The sequence below is a fragment of the Streptomyces doebereineriae genome, assembly GCF_031845645.1.
GTDB classification, from domain to species: domain Bacteria; phylum Actinomycetota; class Actinomycetes; order Streptomycetales; family Streptomycetaceae; genus Streptomyces; species Streptomyces canus.
The window spans coordinates 187,887-202,798 of record NZ_JAVREZ010000010.1 but is presented as its reverse complement, the minus strand read 5'-3'; the positions used below and the strand labels follow the sequence as shown (position 1 = coordinate 202,798).

General features: G+C 71.2%; 13 protein-coding genes and 2 pseudogenes. 10 read left to right on the top strand and 5 right to left on the bottom strand.

Annotated features, from left to right (window positions below; genetic code table 11):
- Nucleotides 1-83: 83 nt before the first annotated feature.
- The 4 genes and pseudogenes from RNB18_RS28125 to RNB18_RS28110 all read left to right on the top strand — a co-directional run.
- Nucleotides 84-815, top strand: a pseudogene (locus RNB18_RS28125) (pyruvate formate lyase family protein); the annotation flags it as partial.
- 111 nt (nucleotides 816-926) lie between these two features.
- Nucleotides 927-1,832 carry a universal stress protein gene (locus RNB18_RS28120; RefSeq protein WP_311717031.1) on the top strand — a complete coding sequence of 302 codons (906 nt, stop codon included), beginning with the start codon at nucleotides 927-929 and terminating at the stop codon, nucleotides 1,830-1,832.
- Between the two features lie 25 nt (nucleotides 1,833-1,857).
- A complete protein-coding gene (locus RNB18_RS28115) occupies nucleotides 1,858-2,880 on the top strand; it encodes a zinc-dependent alcohol dehydrogenase (protein ID WP_311716891.1) in 1,023 nt (340 codons plus the stop codon).
- Between the two features lie 5 nt (nucleotides 2,881-2,885).
- Nucleotides 2,886-3,758 (top strand): universal stress protein, encoded by an 873-nt coding sequence (locus RNB18_RS28110; RefSeq protein ID WP_311716890.1) that lies wholly within the window; start codon nucleotides 2,886-2,888, stop codon nucleotides 3,756-3,758.
- A gap of 41 nt (nucleotides 3,759-3,799) precedes the next feature.
- On the opposite strand, the gene ppk2 is transcribed toward RNB18_RS28110, so the two are convergent.
- Nucleotides 3,800-4,603 carry a polyphosphate kinase 2 gene (ppk2, locus tag RNB18_RS28105; protein ID WP_311716889.1) on the bottom strand — a complete coding sequence of 268 codons (804 nt, stop codon included), beginning with the start codon at nucleotides 4,601-4,603 and terminating at the stop codon, nucleotides 3,800-3,802.
- A gap of 41 nt (nucleotides 4,604-4,644) precedes the next feature.
- Between ppk2 and RNB18_RS28100 the strand changes: the two genes are divergently transcribed.
- From RNB18_RS28100 to RNB18_RS28090, 3 genes are all read left to right on the top strand, one after another.
- The gene (locus RNB18_RS28100; protein ID WP_311716888.1) at nucleotides 4,645-7,038 is read left to right on the top strand and encodes a phosphoketolase family protein; all 2,394 of its coding nucleotides are present in this window, start codon (nucleotides 4,645-4,647) and stop codon (nucleotides 7,036-7,038) included.
- Between the two features lie 30 nt (nucleotides 7,039-7,068).
- Nucleotides 7,069-7,536 (top strand): glyceraldehyde 3-phosphate dehydrogenase NAD-binding domain-containing protein, encoded by a 468-nt coding sequence (locus RNB18_RS28095; protein WP_311716887.1) that lies wholly within the window; start codon nucleotides 7,069-7,071, stop codon nucleotides 7,534-7,536.
- An 81-nt stretch (nucleotides 7,537-7,617) separates the two neighbouring features.
- Nucleotides 7,618-8,115 (top strand): flavodoxin domain-containing protein, encoded by a 498-nt coding sequence (locus RNB18_RS28090; RefSeq protein ID WP_311717030.1) that lies wholly within the window; start codon nucleotides 7,618-7,620, stop codon nucleotides 8,113-8,115.
- Between the two features lie 57 nt (nucleotides 8,116-8,172).
- Here the strand turns inward: RNB18_RS28090 and RNB18_RS28085 are convergent, their stop codons facing one another.
- The 4 genes and pseudogenes from RNB18_RS28085 to RNB18_RS28070 form a co-directional block, all read right to left on the bottom strand.
- Complete coding sequence (locus tag RNB18_RS28085; protein ID WP_311716886.1) at nucleotides 8,173-8,562, bottom strand: universal stress protein; 390 nt, start codon at nucleotides 8,560-8,562, stop codon at nucleotides 8,173-8,175.
- A 159-nt stretch (nucleotides 8,563-8,721) separates the two neighbouring features.
- A complete protein-coding gene (locus RNB18_RS28080; RefSeq protein WP_311716885.1) occupies nucleotides 8,722-9,303 on the bottom strand; it encodes an Rv1733c family protein in 582 nt (193 codons plus the stop codon).
- Nucleotides 9,304-9,869: 566 nt separating this feature from the next.
- Complete coding sequence (locus RNB18_RS28075; protein WP_311716884.1) at nucleotides 9,870-10,334, bottom strand: pyridoxamine 5'-phosphate oxidase family protein; 465 nt, start codon at nucleotides 10,332-10,334, stop codon at nucleotides 9,870-9,872.
- A 741-nt stretch (nucleotides 10,335-11,075) separates the two neighbouring features.
- A pseudogene (locus tag RNB18_RS28070) lies at nucleotides 11,076-11,282 on the bottom strand (PEP/pyruvate-binding domain-containing protein); the annotation flags it as partial.
- 128 nt (nucleotides 11,283-11,410) lie between these two features.
- On the opposite strand from RNB18_RS28070, the gene RNB18_RS28065 reads away from it, so the two are divergent.
- From RNB18_RS28065 to RNB18_RS28055, 3 genes are all read left to right on the top strand, one after another.
- Nucleotides 11,411-13,138 carry a GAF domain-containing sensor histidine kinase gene (locus tag RNB18_RS28065; protein WP_311716883.1) on the top strand — a complete coding sequence of 576 codons (1,728 nt, stop codon included), beginning with the start codon at nucleotides 11,411-11,413 and terminating at the stop codon, nucleotides 13,136-13,138.
- A gap of 159 nt (nucleotides 13,139-13,297) precedes the next feature.
- Nucleotides 13,298-13,786 (top strand): GNAT family N-acetyltransferase, encoded by a 489-nt coding sequence (locus tag RNB18_RS28060; protein ID WP_311716882.1) that lies wholly within the window; start codon nucleotides 13,298-13,300, stop codon nucleotides 13,784-13,786.
- A 298-nt stretch (nucleotides 13,787-14,084) separates the two neighbouring features.
- Nucleotides 14,085-14,855, top strand: coding sequence for a polysaccharide deacetylase family protein (locus tag RNB18_RS28055; RefSeq protein WP_311716881.1), 771 nt, complete (start codon nucleotides 14,085-14,087; stop codon nucleotides 14,853-14,855).
- Nucleotides 14,856-14,912 lie beyond the last annotated feature (57 nt).

The window sequence follows — 14,912 nt, the reverse complement described above, 5'->3', positions numbered from 1 at the left end:
ACGGGCACGATCTGCTCGCCGCAGGTGCCGTGTCGGCGCGCCGGCGTTGCCGTGAGCCGGTGACGCCTGCGCCTCCGCCGCAGTTGGCAGGCCCCACCGACCGCACCCGCACCGTAGGGGAGAAGGTCAGCACGCTGTTCCCCGAGGGGCGGCGCAGAGGCGACCTTGACGTCGACGACGCCGTGCTCTCCGCGATCACCTTGCACGCCCCCGGTCACATCGACCCCGACCGCGAACTGATCGTCGGCCTGCAGACCGACGGCCCACTGAAGCGCGCGATCATGCCGAACGGCGGCCTGCGCATGGTGGAGACCGGGCTGCCGGCGTGCGGCCATGCACGCGACCCGTTCTTGACGAGGGTCTTCGGGACCTACCGCAAGACCCACGACGACGGTGTCTTCGACGCCTGCACACCCGAGATGCGCGCCGCGCGCAAGGCGGGCATCATCACCGGGCTGCCCGACGCCAACGGCCGTGGCCGGATCATCGGCGACCGCCGACGCGTGGCGCTGTCCGGCACGGACCGGCTGATCGAGGCCAAGGAGGCCGAGCGTGCCGCCTGAACGCCCGGCTCTCCACGGCCGACGTGATCCGGGACCGTGAGGAACTCGCCGAACAGATGCGGGCGTTGGGCGAGCCGGCGCGGATGGCGGAGACGTACGGCCGTGGCACCCCCCGCCCGCGAGGCGGTGCAGTAGCTCTGCCTCGGCTGTCTCGCCGCCGTGAAGGAGCGGAACGGCGCCGCCATGTCCCTCGGCCGCACCTCGAGCTTCCTCGACGTCCACCTCCAGTGCGACCAGGCGGCCGGGACCATGGGCCGACCGGCCAGGGCCGGTCGGCCCATGGCAGGGACCTGTGGCCCCTGCCGGGGCCCGCGTCCGAAGACAAAGCTCGGATCGCGACCCCCGATCCAAGAGGTGGACATCATGACCCGTACCCTCACCGTCGGCCTCGACGGCTCTCCCGAGAGCCGCGCGGCGGCCGAGTGGGCCGCCCGTGAAGCACAACTGCTCGGCCTGCCGCTGAAGTTGGTCCAGGTCTGGGAGCCGGTTCCGGCGCCCATGGCCCAGGCGCCGTTGCTCGGTCCCGAGACCCACCAGCACTGGACCGAGCGGACAACCCGGGAGACCGCCGAAGGCATCCGACTGCGCCACCCCGGTCTCGACGTGATCACCGAGCAGTTGTCCGGCCGGCCCGCCGAGGCGCTGGCGGACGCGGCGAAGGACGCAGAGCTGCTGGTCCTGGGCTCCCGTGGGCTGAGCGGGGTCGGCGGGTTCATGGTCGGCTCCGTCGGTCTGTCCGTCGTGGCGCATGCCGAGCGGCCGGTCGTCCTGGTGCGGGCAGGCGAACAGGCCGCCGACGAGCACGAGATGGACCCGGTCGGCATCCCGTCCGCCGCAGCCCCGTTCCGGCCCGTAGTCCTCGGCCTCGACATCGAGAGCCCCGACGAGGAGCTGATCGCCTTCGCGTTCGCGGCCGCCGTCCGCCGGGGCACGTCCCTGCGCGTGGTCCACGGCTGGAACCCGCCGCCGTACTACGCCTACGGGCTCTCCGTCGACCTGGAACTCCACGGAGAACTGGCCCGGTCCGAGACCACCGCCCTGGCCGAGGCCCTGATCCCGTGGCGCAAGAAGTTCCCGGACGTCGAGGTCACCGAGGAGTCCTCCTACGGCAGCCCAGGCAACCACCTCGTCGACGCCTCCCGCGAGGCCTCACTGGTGGTCGTGGGACGGCGCATCCGGCGCAGCCCGTTCGGCGCCCACATCGGTTCGGTCACCCACACCGTCCTGCACCACTCCGCCGCCCCCGTGGCCGTCGTCCCGCACAACTGACCTCCACCCCCAAGGAGCAGACATCATGAAGGCAGCGGTCGTACGAGCCTTCGGCGAACCTCTGGTCATCGAGGACCGGCCCGACCCCGAACCCGGCCCCGGCCAGGTCCGCGTCCGCGTCGAGGCCTCCGGGCTGTGCCACACCGACATCCACGCCGCCCGGGGCGACTGGCCCGTCAAGCCGACTCCGCCGTTCGTCCCCGGTCACGAGGGCGTCGGCCTGGTCGAGAAGCGCGGCGAGGGTGTCACCCACCTGAGCGTCGGGCAGCGGGTCGCCGTGCCCTGGCTGGGCAAGGCGTGCGGGCGGTGCGAACACTGCCTGTCCGGCTGGGAGACGCTGTGCGAGCGACAGATCAACACCGGCTACGGCTGTGACGGCGGGTACGCCGAGAAGATGCTGGCCTGGGCCGACTTCGCGCAGCCGGTGCCGCACGGCGTCACGGCCTTCGACGCCGCCCCGCTGACCTGCGCCGGCGTGACGACGTACAAGGCGCTCAAGGTCGCCGATGTGCGGCCCGCACAGCTCGTCGCGATCTCCGGCGTCGGCGGCCTCGGTCACCTGGCCGTGCAGTACGCGAAGATCGCCGGGGCGCAGGTCGCGGCGATCGACGTCACCGACGAGAAGCTGGAACTCGCCGCCGAGCTCGGCGCGGACCTGGTGATCGACGCTCGCAAGGACGACGTGGGCGAGGTGCTCAAGCGGTACGGCGGAGCCCACGCGGCGATCGCCCTCGCGGTGAACGAGGCCGCTTTCGCGGCGGTCAACTCCGGGCTGCGGCGCGGCGGCAAGCTCGTCATGGTCGCCCTGCCCGCGCACGGCACGATCCAGGTCCCGATCTTCGACACCGTCCTGAACGGCACGAGCGTGATCGGCTCGATCGTCGGCACCCGTCAGGACCTCGCCGAGGTGTTCCAGCTGCACGCGGCCGGCCGTACCCGGGTCATCCACGAGACCCGCCCGCTGGCGAGCGTGAACGAGTCCATCGACGACGTCCTGCGCGGCCAGGTCAAGGCCCGGATCGTCTTCGACCTCGGCGTGGGACGGTGAGGGCGATGGACCTGCCGATCGTCGTCGGTGTCGACGGCTCCGAGGCCGGACTGCGGGCCGTCGACTGGGCCGCCGACGAGGCCGACCTGCGCGGACTGCCGCTGCGCCTGGTGTACGCCTCGCTGTGGGAGCGGTACGAGGGCGAGGCGCTCGCCGAGGACCTGCACAAGCCGTCCGAACAGGTGCGGGCCGAGGACATCGTGGCGGCCGCCGCCCGGCGAGCCACCCGACGCCGCGCCGACGTGAAGATCTCCACCGAGGTGCTGCCCGAGGAACCCGAGTACACGCTGGTGCGCGAGAGCCGCGGAGCCACCCTGCTGGTGACGGGCACCCGTGGCCGGGGCGGCCTCGCCGGGGCCCTGCTGGGCTCCGTGAGCCTGACCGTGGCCGGGCACGCGCACTGTCCGATGATCGTGGTGCGCGGCGACGAGGACGACCGGGCCCGCCCCGGAAGGCATGGCGGCGTCGTCGTCGGCGTCGGAGACACTCCGGCCGCCCCGGCGACGATGTGTTTCGCCTTCGAGGAGGCGCGGCGACGGGGCGCCGTACTGGAGGCCGTACGGGCCTGGCGGTGCCCCGCGCACGAGACCACGGACCACCCGCAGCTCGCCGGTGAACCCGCCCGGCTGCACGAGCAGCACGCGGTGGACGCCTTGGAAACGGCACTCAAGGAGGCTCCCGACGACGTCGTGGTGCGTCGGCGCACCGTGGAGGGGCACGCCCGGACCGTCCTGGTGGGGGCCTCGCGCGACGCCGAGCTCCTGATCCTCGGGGCCCGGCGCCGCCCGCGGCACTTCGGGCTCCAGTTGGGCCGCGTGGCCCATGGGGTACTGCACCACTCCGACTGCCCGGTCGCCGTCGTGCCCGAACCGGTGTGACGATGGTGATCGTGGCGACGGCGACCGTGGTGACCGGCTGCTCAGAGGCTCGCCGCGTGGTCGGGGACGAAGGTCTGCAGATCGCGCGGCGGGCGCTCGTAGCCGGTCGAATCCGGGCGCACCGGCAGCTCCAGCACCGGCGGCGGCACATCGTGGTAGGGCAGCGAACCCAGCAGATGGGCGATCATGTTCAGCCGCGCCCGCCGCTTGTCGTCGCTCTCCACGACGTACCACGGCGCCTCGGAGATGTCGGTGTGCACCATCATCGCGTCCTTGGCCCGCGAGTACGCCTCCCAGTGGGTGATCGACTCCAGGTCCATCGGCGAGAGCTTCCAGCGCCGCAGCGGATCCTCCAGCCGCTTGCGGAACCGCTCCTGCTGCTCGGTGTCGCTCACCGAGAACCAGTACTTGCGCAGCACGATCCCCGCTTCGACCAGCATCCGCTCGAATATCGGGCATTGCCGCAGGAAGAGCTGGTACTCCTCCCTCGTGCAGAAGCCCATCACATGCTCGACCCCGGCCCGGTTGTACCAGGACCGGTCGAACAGCACGATCTCTCCGGCGGCCGGCAGATGCTCGACGTACCGCTGGAAGTACCACTGGGTGCGCTCGCGCTCGGTCGGCTTGGGGAGCGCCGCGATCCGGGCGACGCGGGGGTTCAGATGCTCGGCGACCCGCTTGATGGTGCCGCCCTTGCCCGCCGCGTCCCGCCCCTCGAAGACCACGACCACCCGGGCGCCCTCGGCCCGCACCCACTCCTGGAGCCTCACCAACTCCGTCTGAAGACGCAGCAGTTCCTTCTCGTACGACTTGCGCGGCACCCTCGCCGCGGCCTTGCCGGCCATGCCGCCTCCACCGCCCGATGACCTACTCACGGAGCCATCCCATGTCCGAGGCAGAACGCGTCGAACACCAGGACGCCACCGTACTTTCCGACGACGAACTGCGCACCCTGGACGCCCACTGGCGGGCCGCCAACTACCTGGCCGCCGGGCAGATCTACCTGCTGGCCAACCCGCTGCTGACCGAGCCCCTGAAGGCGGAGCACATCAAGCCCCGGTTGCTCGGACACTGGGGCACCTCGCCCGGGCTGAACCTCGTCCACACCCACCTCAACCGCGTGATCAAGGCGCGCGGGCTCGACGCGCTGTGCGTGTGGGGGCCGGGGCACGGCGGGCCGTCGGTCCTCGCCAACTCCTGGCTGGAGGGCAGCTACAGCGAGATCTACCCGGACGTACCGCGCGACGGGCAGGGGATGGAGCGGTTGTTCCGGCAGTTCAGCTTCCCGGCCGGGGTACCGAGCCATGTGGCACCGGAGACCCCGGGGTCGATCCATGAGGGTGGTGAGCTCGGCTACTCCCTCTCGCACGCGTACGGTGCGGCCTTCGACAACCCCGACCTGCTGGTCGCCTGTGTGATCGGCGACGGCGAGGCGGAGACCGGGCCGCTCGCCGCCGCCTGGCACTCCAACAAGTTCCTCGACCCGGTGCACGACGGCGCGGTCCTGCCGATCCTCCACCTCAACGGCTACAAGATCGCGAACCCGACGGTGCTCGCCCGCCTCCCGGAGGCCGAACTCGACGCGCTGCTGCGCGGCTACGGCCACGACCCGATCCATGTCACCGGCGACGACCCGTTGACCGTCCACCGCGCCATGGCCCACGCCTTCGACCAAGCCCTGGACCGGATCGGGGTGATGCAGCGGACGGCCCGCGAGGACGGGGTGAGCGAGCGGGTGCACTGGCCCGTCATCGTGCTGCGCACGCCCAAGGGCTGGACCGGCCCGGCGGAGGTGGACGGCGTGCCCGTCGAGGGCACCTGGCGCGCCCACCAGGTCCCGCTGGCCAACGTGCGCGAAAACCCCGAGCACCTGCGGCAGTTGGAGGCCTGGTTGCGGTCGTACCACCCGCAGCAGCTCTTCGACGCCGACGGCCGCCCGGTGGCGGACGTCCTCGCCTGCGTGCCCGAGGGCACCAAGCGCCTCGGCTCCAGTCCGCACGCCAACGGAGGCCTGCTCGTACGCGACCTGCCCGTCCCGGATCTCGACCGCTTCGCCGTACCCGTCGACAAGCCGGGCACCACCCTGCACGAGCCGACCCGGGTCCTCGGCGACCTCCTCGAACAGGTCATGCACGACACCTCGGCCCGCCGGGACTTCCGTGTCGTCGGCCCCGACGAGACCGCCTCCAACCGCCTCCAGGCCGTTTTCAATGCCAGCGGCAAGGCCTGGCAGGCCGAGCTGCTCCCGGTCGACGAACACCTCGAACGACACGGCCGGGTGATGGAGATCCTCTCCGAACACACCTGCCAGGGCTGGCTGGAGGGTTATCTCCTCACCGGCAGGCACGGGCTGTTCTCCTGCTACGAAGCCTTCGTCCACATCGTCGATTCGATGGTCAATCAGCACATCAAGTGGCTGAAGACCTCTCGGGAGTTGGCCTGGCGCGCTCCGATCGCCTCGCTCAACTACCTGCTGACCTCGCACGTCTGGCGCCAGGACCACAACGGCTTCTCCCACCAGGACCCCGGCTTCGTCGACCACGTCCTCAACAAGAGCCCCGAGGTCGTCCGCGTCTATCTGCCGCCGGACGCCAACACCCTGCTCTCCGTGGCGGATCACGTGCTGCGCAGCCGCGACTACGTCAATGTCGTCGTCGCCGGTAAGCAGCCCTGCTTCGACTGGCTGTCCATGGACCAGGCCCGCGCCCACTGCGCCCGCGGGGCCGGGATCTGGGACTGGGCGGGCACCGAGGACGGCTCCCGCGAACCCGACGCCGTCCTGGCCTGCGCCGGTGACGTACCCACCCAGGAGGTGCTGGCCGCCGCCCAGCTGCTGCGCCAGCACCTGCACGACCTCGCCGTCCGCGTGGTCAACGTCGTCGACATGACCCGGCTGCTGCCCCGCGAGGAACACCCGCACGGAATGAGCGACTTCGAGTACGACGGCCTGTTCACCACCGACAAGCCGGTGATCTTCGCCTACCACGGCTACCCCTGGCTCATCCACCGCCTCAGCTACCGCCGCACCGGCCACAAGAACCTGCATGTGCGCGGCTACAAGGAGTCCGGCACCACGACCACCCCCTTCGACATGGTCGTCCGCAACGACCTCGACCGCTACCGCCTGGTCATGGACGTCATCGACCGCGTCCCCGGCCTCGCCGTTCGTGCCGCCGCGCTGCGGCAGCAGATGGCCGACGTGCGCACCCGCCACCAGGCGTGGATCCGCGCACACGGCACCGACCTGCCCGAGGTCGCCGACTGGACCTGGAACGCCTGAACGCCCTGCCTCCGAGAGGAAGCCACTGCCATGGCCATGCGCGTCGGCATCAACGCCTTCGGCCGCATCGGCCCCACTTGCCTGCGAGCGGCCCTGGACCGCGCCGAGGCAGGCATCCAGGACGTGCGCATGGTCGCGATCAACGACATCGCCTCGCCGACCACGCTCGCCCACCTGCTGGCGTACGACTCGACGTTCGGACGCATCGGCCGCGACGTCGCGCACACTGTAGTGATCTTCGGACACGGCCCTCGTCGTCGACGACTGACCCACCCAAACGGAGACCGGTGCCGCCGATCACCGGTCTCCTCCTCCGCACCAGGGACGACCAGCGCGAAACATGGGGCCGACCGGCCCCCGAGGTGCCCGGACAGCCCATGGGCCCCCTCGCCGAACCGCTGGACGCTCGAAGTGCCGAGAGGCTTGGAGGAGACGCCCGATGATGGACACCGCGCCCCACCGACCCTCGGTCCACACCTTGCTCGCGCAAAGAAATGATCTCCGACGAGCAAGTCCTGTACGGCGTGGCCGACAACTGGCCGCGCAAGCTGTGAGAGGAGGCGGACCACCATGACCGGCATGATCGGCAAGGTGCTGGTGGCTTATGGAACGACCAACGGGTCGACCGCGCAGGTGGCAGAGACCATCGGCGAGGTCCTGCACAAGGACGGGCTGACCGTGGACGTGCTGCCCGCCCGGTCGGTGGCGAGCGTGTCCGGGTACGACGCCGTCGTGGTCGGCGGAGCACTGTACGCCGGACGCTGGCACAAGGACGCCCGCCGATTTCTCCGGCGACACCGTCGCGTCCTCGCCGAACGCCCGCTCTGGCTCTTCAGCAGCGGACCGCTCGACGCCTCGGCCTCCGAGCGGGACATTCCGCCCGTGCCGGGAGTGCAACGGGCCATGACCCGGCTTGACGCCAGGGAGCACACCACCTTCGGCGGCTGCCTGGAGGAAGGCGCGAAGGGTGCTGTGGCACGCATGATCCTGCGCTCCGGGAAGGGCGGGGACTTCAGGGACTTCACCGCGATCCAGGAGTGGGCGGCGCACGTGGCCGCCGAGCTGGCGGGTGAATAGCGGAGGGCGGTCATGGTGCCCGAGTTCCGGACACCATGACCGCCTGCCGAGCCCTGCCTACGTGGGCACCACGGCGACGGGGCACAGGGCCTCGGTCAGGAGTGCCCACAGGGTCGGCCCCGGCTCGCGCTCCGAACTCCGGCCCACGACCACCAGCCCGGCGCTCGCGGAACGTCGGCTCAGCGCCCGGGCCGGAGGCAACAGCAGGACGTCCTCCAGCACGTGCACGTCGGAGTGCTTCTCCCGCCACGGTCGTAGTGCGTCGGCGAGCAGCTGCACCTCGTGGTCCTCCCAGGTGGCCCGGTCCTCCTCCGGCACACCGAAGCGCAACTCGGCGGCGCACGAAGGGAACCTCCAGGAATGCACGGCACGCAGCCGCACGCCCCGCACCCTTGCCGTGTCGAAGGCGAAGCCGACAGCCGCCTGAGCGGGTTCACGGGCGTCCACGCCCAGCACGATCTCGGCGCCGGGGCGTGTGGGGCGCTGAGCGGCGGGCGCCTCGGGAACCAGTAGTTCTGTGCCCCCCCTCAGGAGGATTTCGATCAGGCCCGGTCGCCGGTGGTGCCGACCGGGCCGTCGGGCGGTTGTCGCAGCGTGGTGTGGGCTTCATCCAGTCCTGTGCCCCCACTGGGGACCCGCCAGGTCCCACTCCCGGCCCCAGCTGTCGATGCGCTGTCGGTCGAGCCGCCACCGGACGACGGCTCCCACGCCGAGGACCACGCCGGTGAGGGCGAGCCCGGCGGCGGTGCCCAGCACGCCCGCCTCGACAGCGGCTTCCCCGGCACTCGGCGGTGCGGTGGTCAGCTTGCCGTGGCTGTCCTGCCAGACCACGACTCGAGTCCCGGCTTTCAACCCGGGGTCGGCCAGGGTGCGCCCGGTGCGGGCGGAGCCGTCGGGGGTCGTCCAGCGGACGGCGGCCGAGACCTTGTCGCCCGACGACCGCACCGCTGACACGTGCTTCGACGCGTCGGTGAGGAGCACCGCGTGGGTGGAGCGCCGATCGGAACGCAGTTGTGCCAATGTCTCGTCGGTGGCGTGCGCTGTCACCAGGCCGGCAGCGGTGCCTCCCACCGCGACGAGCGCACACAGTGCCAGCATGATCCAGGCCTCGGCGATGTCCTCGCGCCGCCTCAACGGGTTGTTCCGCCAGCGCCAGAACCACTTCTTCGTCCGTTTGCCGTGGGCCATGGCTTCGCACCTCCTCCGGTCGGCACACCGTCGACGGTGGCAGCTCCGGGCGGGCGACGGCACGGGCCGAGGGGGCTGCGCTCACGGGCCGCTCGGGACACGTTTCCGGCCGGGGAGAAGGCCGTTCGGCCCATGACTGCCGCAGCCTGTGAGACACGTACATCACTGTGCGGGTCATCCCACGGCGACAGGGAGAAACCCGACGGCCGGTGTGTGGGTGGCCAGGGCCATTGACAGGTGCGGGCGTATCTCGAGGATACCGCCCAGACCGGTGGCCAGCAGAACCGCAGCCAGCGGCCGCTGCGGCTGACCAGCCGGAGTCGGCCGAGCCGCGCCTGGTGAGACCAGAGCTGTGCCGACGGACGGCGCGGAAGGGCCGAACAGCCCCTGGCCGCCGGGCCCGGTCGGCCCACGAACGGTTCGTGACGACCGGAGGCAGCATGCCCTGTCGGTCAAAAGAGGGACCCAACCGGCCCAAGCGGTCTCCGCGCAGCCCGTCGTGCCGCCCGTCAACTTCGCCCCGGACACCGATCGCGTGACCCACACCGCCGACGGCCGGGCGGGGCTCAGTCCTCGCTTGGCCGGCCGTCGACCGTGAGCAGGATGCCCGTGACCAGTTCGGGCCTGATGCGGATCGCGTGGTCCATGGGCTGTTGCACCCACGGCTCCAGTATCGCCTGGTAGCGGTCCAGTTCACCGGGGTCGGTCACCGGCCGGGCGTACCCCGTCACCACCACGCTCCAGCCGAGATGCGTCGTCGCGTCGATGTCGTCCGCCTCGTAGGCGACGACGACACCGGGGCCGTCGGCCCGCTGAGTGTACGAAGTCAGGGCGGTGCCCTCGTGGGTGCGGATGACGATGTCGCCGCCGTCCAGGACGTGGTTGACCGGGCGGACGGTCGGGAGCGCATGCAGGGTGAAGACGACCCTCCCCAGGGACACGCTGCCCAGCAGTCGCAGTGCCTCGGCGCTGTCGAGCTCGATGCGGCGGCGCGGTCCTGCGAGGGCCGGCCGGCTGGCGTTGTGGGCCATGACGGACTTTCCGTTGGGATTCGTGGCTTGCTGCCCGGTCGGAATACCTGCGGAGCGACACCGCGGGGGATCGGTGCCGCTCCTTCCTCAAGCTTCTCCCTGGCCAAGGGCCGCGCCAAGGGCCGATGGTCCCCGACAAGGGCCCGGACGGCCCTCACTCATCCGGAGCGGAACCCCCGAGGCTTCCGTCGTCGTGCATCGCACCACCCCGCCACGGCCGCGGCCCGGCGGGCCGCGGCCGCGCGGTGCACGGCTGTCTCCACCTGGGCGCGGAACGGTCCTCCAGCTGGTCCGCGAGCGCGTGCGTGTCGGCTTCCCGAAGGTGTACGACGACGAGGTGGCCGCCCACCCGGGTCCTCGGCCCCGGCGGACCACGACAGGACCTGGTGTACGGCGACCCTGCTGATCGTCACTCTGCCCTCCACGACCGGAAGCCCCGGCCGGGTGCGGGCCGCGGCGACCTTGGCCTGACATCCCTGTCGGTCATGTGATCCGCTCCCTGTGCTCGTTCGGTGAGCGCTGCCGGCCCCATACGGGTGCCCGCATCGGCTGTCGCTGCCCTCGCTGCCGGACAGTGCCGCCCTGCCGCCTCCGGACGCGCGACCGGGACCCGTAACGGCGAGCAGGACACGTAGTCCAGTCCCGCCGCGTGAAAGCAGTGAACGGATTCGGGATCGCCTACGAGGTGCGCGGCGCGGCCCTCCTCGACCCCGCTCCCGATCATCCGCCCCACGCCGTCGTGCCGGCGACGACGTCCTCGGCTTGGGCGTCGGCCAGTCGGTCGCCGTACAGGCCGGGCCGGGCCGTGGCCGGGTCGCGGGTGAAGGCGACGCCGCTGCCGGGGCCGGCGCCGAGATCGCCGTAGACCATGCGCTGCACGGTGAACGCCGTGGCCGAGGCCGTCGGGATGTGCTCGCGGCGACGGTACAGGCGGGCGCGTTCGCCGTTCCGGAACCGGCACTGGACCCTCCGCCGCCGGATCCGAACCGCGTACCGTCGCCCGCCGTCGGCCGGTAGCGTGGTCCACGACCGGAGCGGCCGGTGTCAGCGCGTCCGAGGGACCCGAGGAGACACAGGTGGCAAGCCCCCAGGAGCCGCATGAGGCCCGTGTACGGCTGCCGCAGCTGAGGCTGGACGAGCTGTTGGAGGAGCTTCAGGCGCGGCTGGACGCGGCCCGTGGAACCCGGGACCGCGTGCACAGCCTGCTGGAGGCGGTGCTCTCGGTCGGCCGCGAGCTGGATCTGGAGCAGGCGCTGCACAGCATCGTCGAAGCCGCCGGGGTGCTCGTCGACGCGGAGTACGCGGCCCTCGGCGTGATCGGTCCGGACGGCAGGCGTCTCTCCGCCTTCCACACGGTCGGGGTCACCGAGAAGCAGATCGCCCGGATCGGCCCCTTCCCCGAGGGCCACGGCATTCTCGGTGAGCTGATCCGCCATCCCGAGCCACTCCGCCTGACGAAGATCTCCGAGCATCCCTCGTCATACGGGTTCCCGGACCACCATCCGCCGATGAACAGCTTCCTCGGCGTGCCCATCCGGGTGCGCGACCAGGTCTTCGGCAACCTGTACCTCACCGAGAAGCGGGGCGGCGCGCAGTTCGACGAGGACGACGAGTCCGTTCTCTCGACGCTGGCGGTGGCGGCCGGCGTCGCCATCGACAACGCAAGACTTTATGAGGACTCCCGGCTGCGGGAGCGCTGGCTCCGGGCGAACGCGGAGGTCACCCACAGCCTCATGTCCGGCGGCGGGCGCACCGACGTGCTCGGCCTGATCGCCGAGCGGGCCGGCGAGATCACCGGATCGGCGCTGGCCGCGGTCGCGCTGCCCATGGAGGACACCGGGTCGCTCGCCGTGGAGATCGCCGTCGGGCTGGATTCCGACGCGCACAGGGGTCTCGTGCTCCCGATGGACGCGACCTTGATGGGGCTGGCCTTCTCCACCGCCGCCCCTGCCGTCAGTACGGACGTCTCCCACGACGAACGCGTTACCCCGGAACCGCCCCGTTTCCAGGGACTCGGCCCCGCCGTGGCCGTGCCCATCGGCACGGGCGAGGACGGCGTCCGAGGCGTGCTTCTGCTGGCGCGGGAGGCCGGTCGGCCGCAGTTCACCACGACCGAGACCGAGACCCTGCAAGGCTTCGCCGCGCAGGCCGCCGTCGCCATGGAACTGGCGGAGCGACGCCAGGACGCCGAGCAGATCGCGATGCTCAAGGACCGTGACCGGATCGCCCGTGACCTGCACGACCTGGCGATCCAGCGCTTGTTCGCCACGGGAATGACCCTGCAGAGCGCGGGCCGGTTCATCGAGCATCCCGAGGCGTCCGAGCGTGTGGTCCGGGCGGTGGACGACCTGGACGAGACCATCAAGATCATCAGGTCGACGATCTTCGGGCTGCGAGCGCGTGACGGCGGGGCCGGGACGGGACTGCGCGCCCGGGTAGTACGGGCCGTCGGTGAGGCGGCCCCGGTGCTGGGCTTCACGCCCAGCGTGCGCATGGAGGGACTGCTCGACACCGACGTGCCCAGCGAGATCGCCGACCACGCGCTGGCCGTGCTCTCCGAGGCCCTCACCAACATCGCCCGGCACGCCCACGCCGACCGCGCCGACCTGGCGCTGGAGTGCGACGGCCGCCGACTGCAACTGACGGTCGCCGACAACGGTGTGGGCATCCCGGCCGACGGCCGCCGCAGCGGACTGTTCAACATGGCCGAGCGGGCCGAACAGCTGGGCGGCGAACTGGAGTTGAGCAGCCCGCCGGACGGCGGCACCACGCTGGTGTGGCGGGTGCCGGTGGGGGAGCGGTAGCGGGCACGTGTCCCGCACCATCCCAGACACCCACCCCTCTGTGGGATGGCAGGCATCCTTCATACGTCATGAGAGGTTCCCGGGAGCGGTACAGGAACGCCTGCCCGAGCGGTCGACCCGCTGTCCGAAGACACTCCCTGGGTGCGACATACTCTCCCGATGAGTTCACGCACTGCCCCGATCAGCCAGCCGATCACGATACGGAGGGCCGTCGCGCGGGATGCCAAACGGCTCACCCGGCTCGTGCGTGGCTCAGGCGCCTATCAGGGCAAGTACGCAGCCGCAGTCGCGGGCTACCGTGTCGGTCCTGACTACATCGAGGCCCACCGCGCCTTTGTGGCCGTCGGCGCAGACGAGCATGAAGGCCGGATCCTCGGGTTCTACTCGCTCGTCCTCGCCCCACCGGAGCTCGACCTGCTGTTCGTCGCCGACGAAGCGCAAGGACGGGGTATTGGGCGGCTGCTCGTGGCGCACATGCGGTCCGAGGCCCGTGCCGCCGGGCTCGACCGTCTCAAGGTCGTGTCGCATCTTCCCGCCGAGGACTTCTACCACCGCGTCGGTGCGGTGCGGACCGGGACCGCGCTCGCGAACCCGCCCGCCGTGCCCTGGGACCGTCCCGAATTCGAGTTCCGCATTTCTTCGGAATGACGCGGTGTGCCGGTGCGCGGGGGTACCGGCTCCGCCTGCAAGGCGCAGTTCACCTGTGCGGGAGCCTGGAGCCCTCCGAGGCCCTCAGTGGCGACGAGCAGGCCCACCCGGCCGACCACAATCGCGGTCACGCCAACCGGCCTGCATGCGGCCGCTGTCGGCAGGGTTGTCCGCGAACTCCCCCGGAATTGTCCTTGATCGGTAACGGACGCATCCTGTGGCCGCCGTCACTCGTCCTGCCAGGTGGTCGCAAGGTGACCAGGGAATCGGCGAGGAACTGCGTGAAGGCGGGACGGACATGGCACGGCACGGCGGGCGGGGTTGGAACAGCAAGGTGCTCGGGGCGGCGCTCGGGGTGACGTTGCTCGCTGCCGGTGCCTCGGTGTGGACCGCGCAGGCCGGAGCGTTGGGCAGCCCATCGCCCAAGGCGACCACTTCGGCCGCACGGGGAAGTGCCCTTAAGCCGGTCGCGGAGGACATCGTGCACGCCTCGGATCAGGGGGCGCGGGGCGTCAACATCACCATCGACGACGGCCCCGACCCTGTGTGGACCCCCCAAGTACTCGATGTGCTGCGCCAGTACGGGGTCAAGGCCACGTTCTGCATGGTGGGCACGCAGGCGCAGGCCCACCCGGACCTGGTCAAGCAGGTGGTCGCAGCCGGCCACCGGCTGTGCGACCACTCGGTGTCCCACGACACCACCATGGACAAGAAGCCCCAGGCTTACCAGGCGCAGCAGATACTGGACGCCGAACGCATGATCACCCAGGCGTCCGGGGGCGTACGGCCGATGTACTACCGGGCCCCCGGCGGCGCCTTCACCCCCTACAGCCGCCACCTCGCCGCCTCCCGGGGCATGCGCCCGCTCGGCTGGAACGTGGACTCCAAGGACTTCGAACGGCCGGGCACGGCCGCCATCGTCGCCACCGTGGAACAGGAGCTGCCGGGCGGCCCGACGATCCTCTTCCACGACGCGGGCGGCGACCGCTCCCAGACCGTCGAGGCCCTGCGCCAGATCCTGCCGCGGCTCAAGGAACAGGGCTACTCCTACGGCTTTCCCGTGCGCTGAGCCCACCGGTCCCGGTCCGGCTTCGGGTGCCGGCCCCCTGACCAGAAGGGAACCCGG

Coding starts and splice junctions, on each gene's coding strand:
- RNB18_RS28060 (WP_311716882.1), top strand. CDS start 13,298: ATGAGTTCACGCACTGCCCCGATCAGCCAGCCGATCACGATACGGAGG.
- RNB18_RS28090 (WP_311717030.1), top strand. CDS start 7,618: ATGATCGGCAAGGTGCTGGTGGCTTATGGAACGACCAACGGGTCGACC.
- RNB18_RS28055 (WP_311716881.1), top strand. CDS start 14,085: ATGGCACGGCACGGCGGGCGGGGTTGGAACAGCAAGGTGCTCGGGGCG.
- RNB18_RS28120 (WP_311717031.1), top strand. CDS start 927: ATGACCCGTACCCTCACCGTCGGCCTCGACGGCTCTCCCGAGAGCCGC.
- RNB18_RS28115 (WP_311716891.1), top strand. CDS start 1,858: ATGAAGGCAGCGGTCGTACGAGCCTTCGGCGAACCTCTGGTCATCGAG.
- RNB18_RS28075 (WP_311716884.1), bottom strand. CDS start 10,334: ATGGCCCACAACGCCAGCCGGCCGGCCCTCGCAGGACCGCGCCGCCGC.
- ppk2 (WP_311716889.1), bottom strand. CDS start 4,603: ATGGCCGGCAAGGCCGCGGCGAGGGTGCCGCGCAAGTCGTACGAGAAG.
- RNB18_RS28080 (WP_311716885.1), bottom strand. CDS start 9,303: ATGGCCCACGGCAAACGGACGAAGAAGTGGTTCTGGCGCTGGCGGAAC.
- RNB18_RS28095 (WP_311716887.1), top strand. CDS start 7,069: ATGGCCATGCGCGTCGGCATCAACGCCTTCGGCCGCATCGGCCCCACT.
- RNB18_RS28110 (WP_311716890.1), top strand. CDS start 2,886: ATGGACCTGCCGATCGTCGTCGGTGTCGACGGCTCCGAGGCCGGACTG.
- RNB18_RS28100 (WP_311716888.1), top strand. CDS start 4,645: ATGTCCGAGGCAGAACGCGTCGAACACCAGGACGCCACCGTACTTTCC.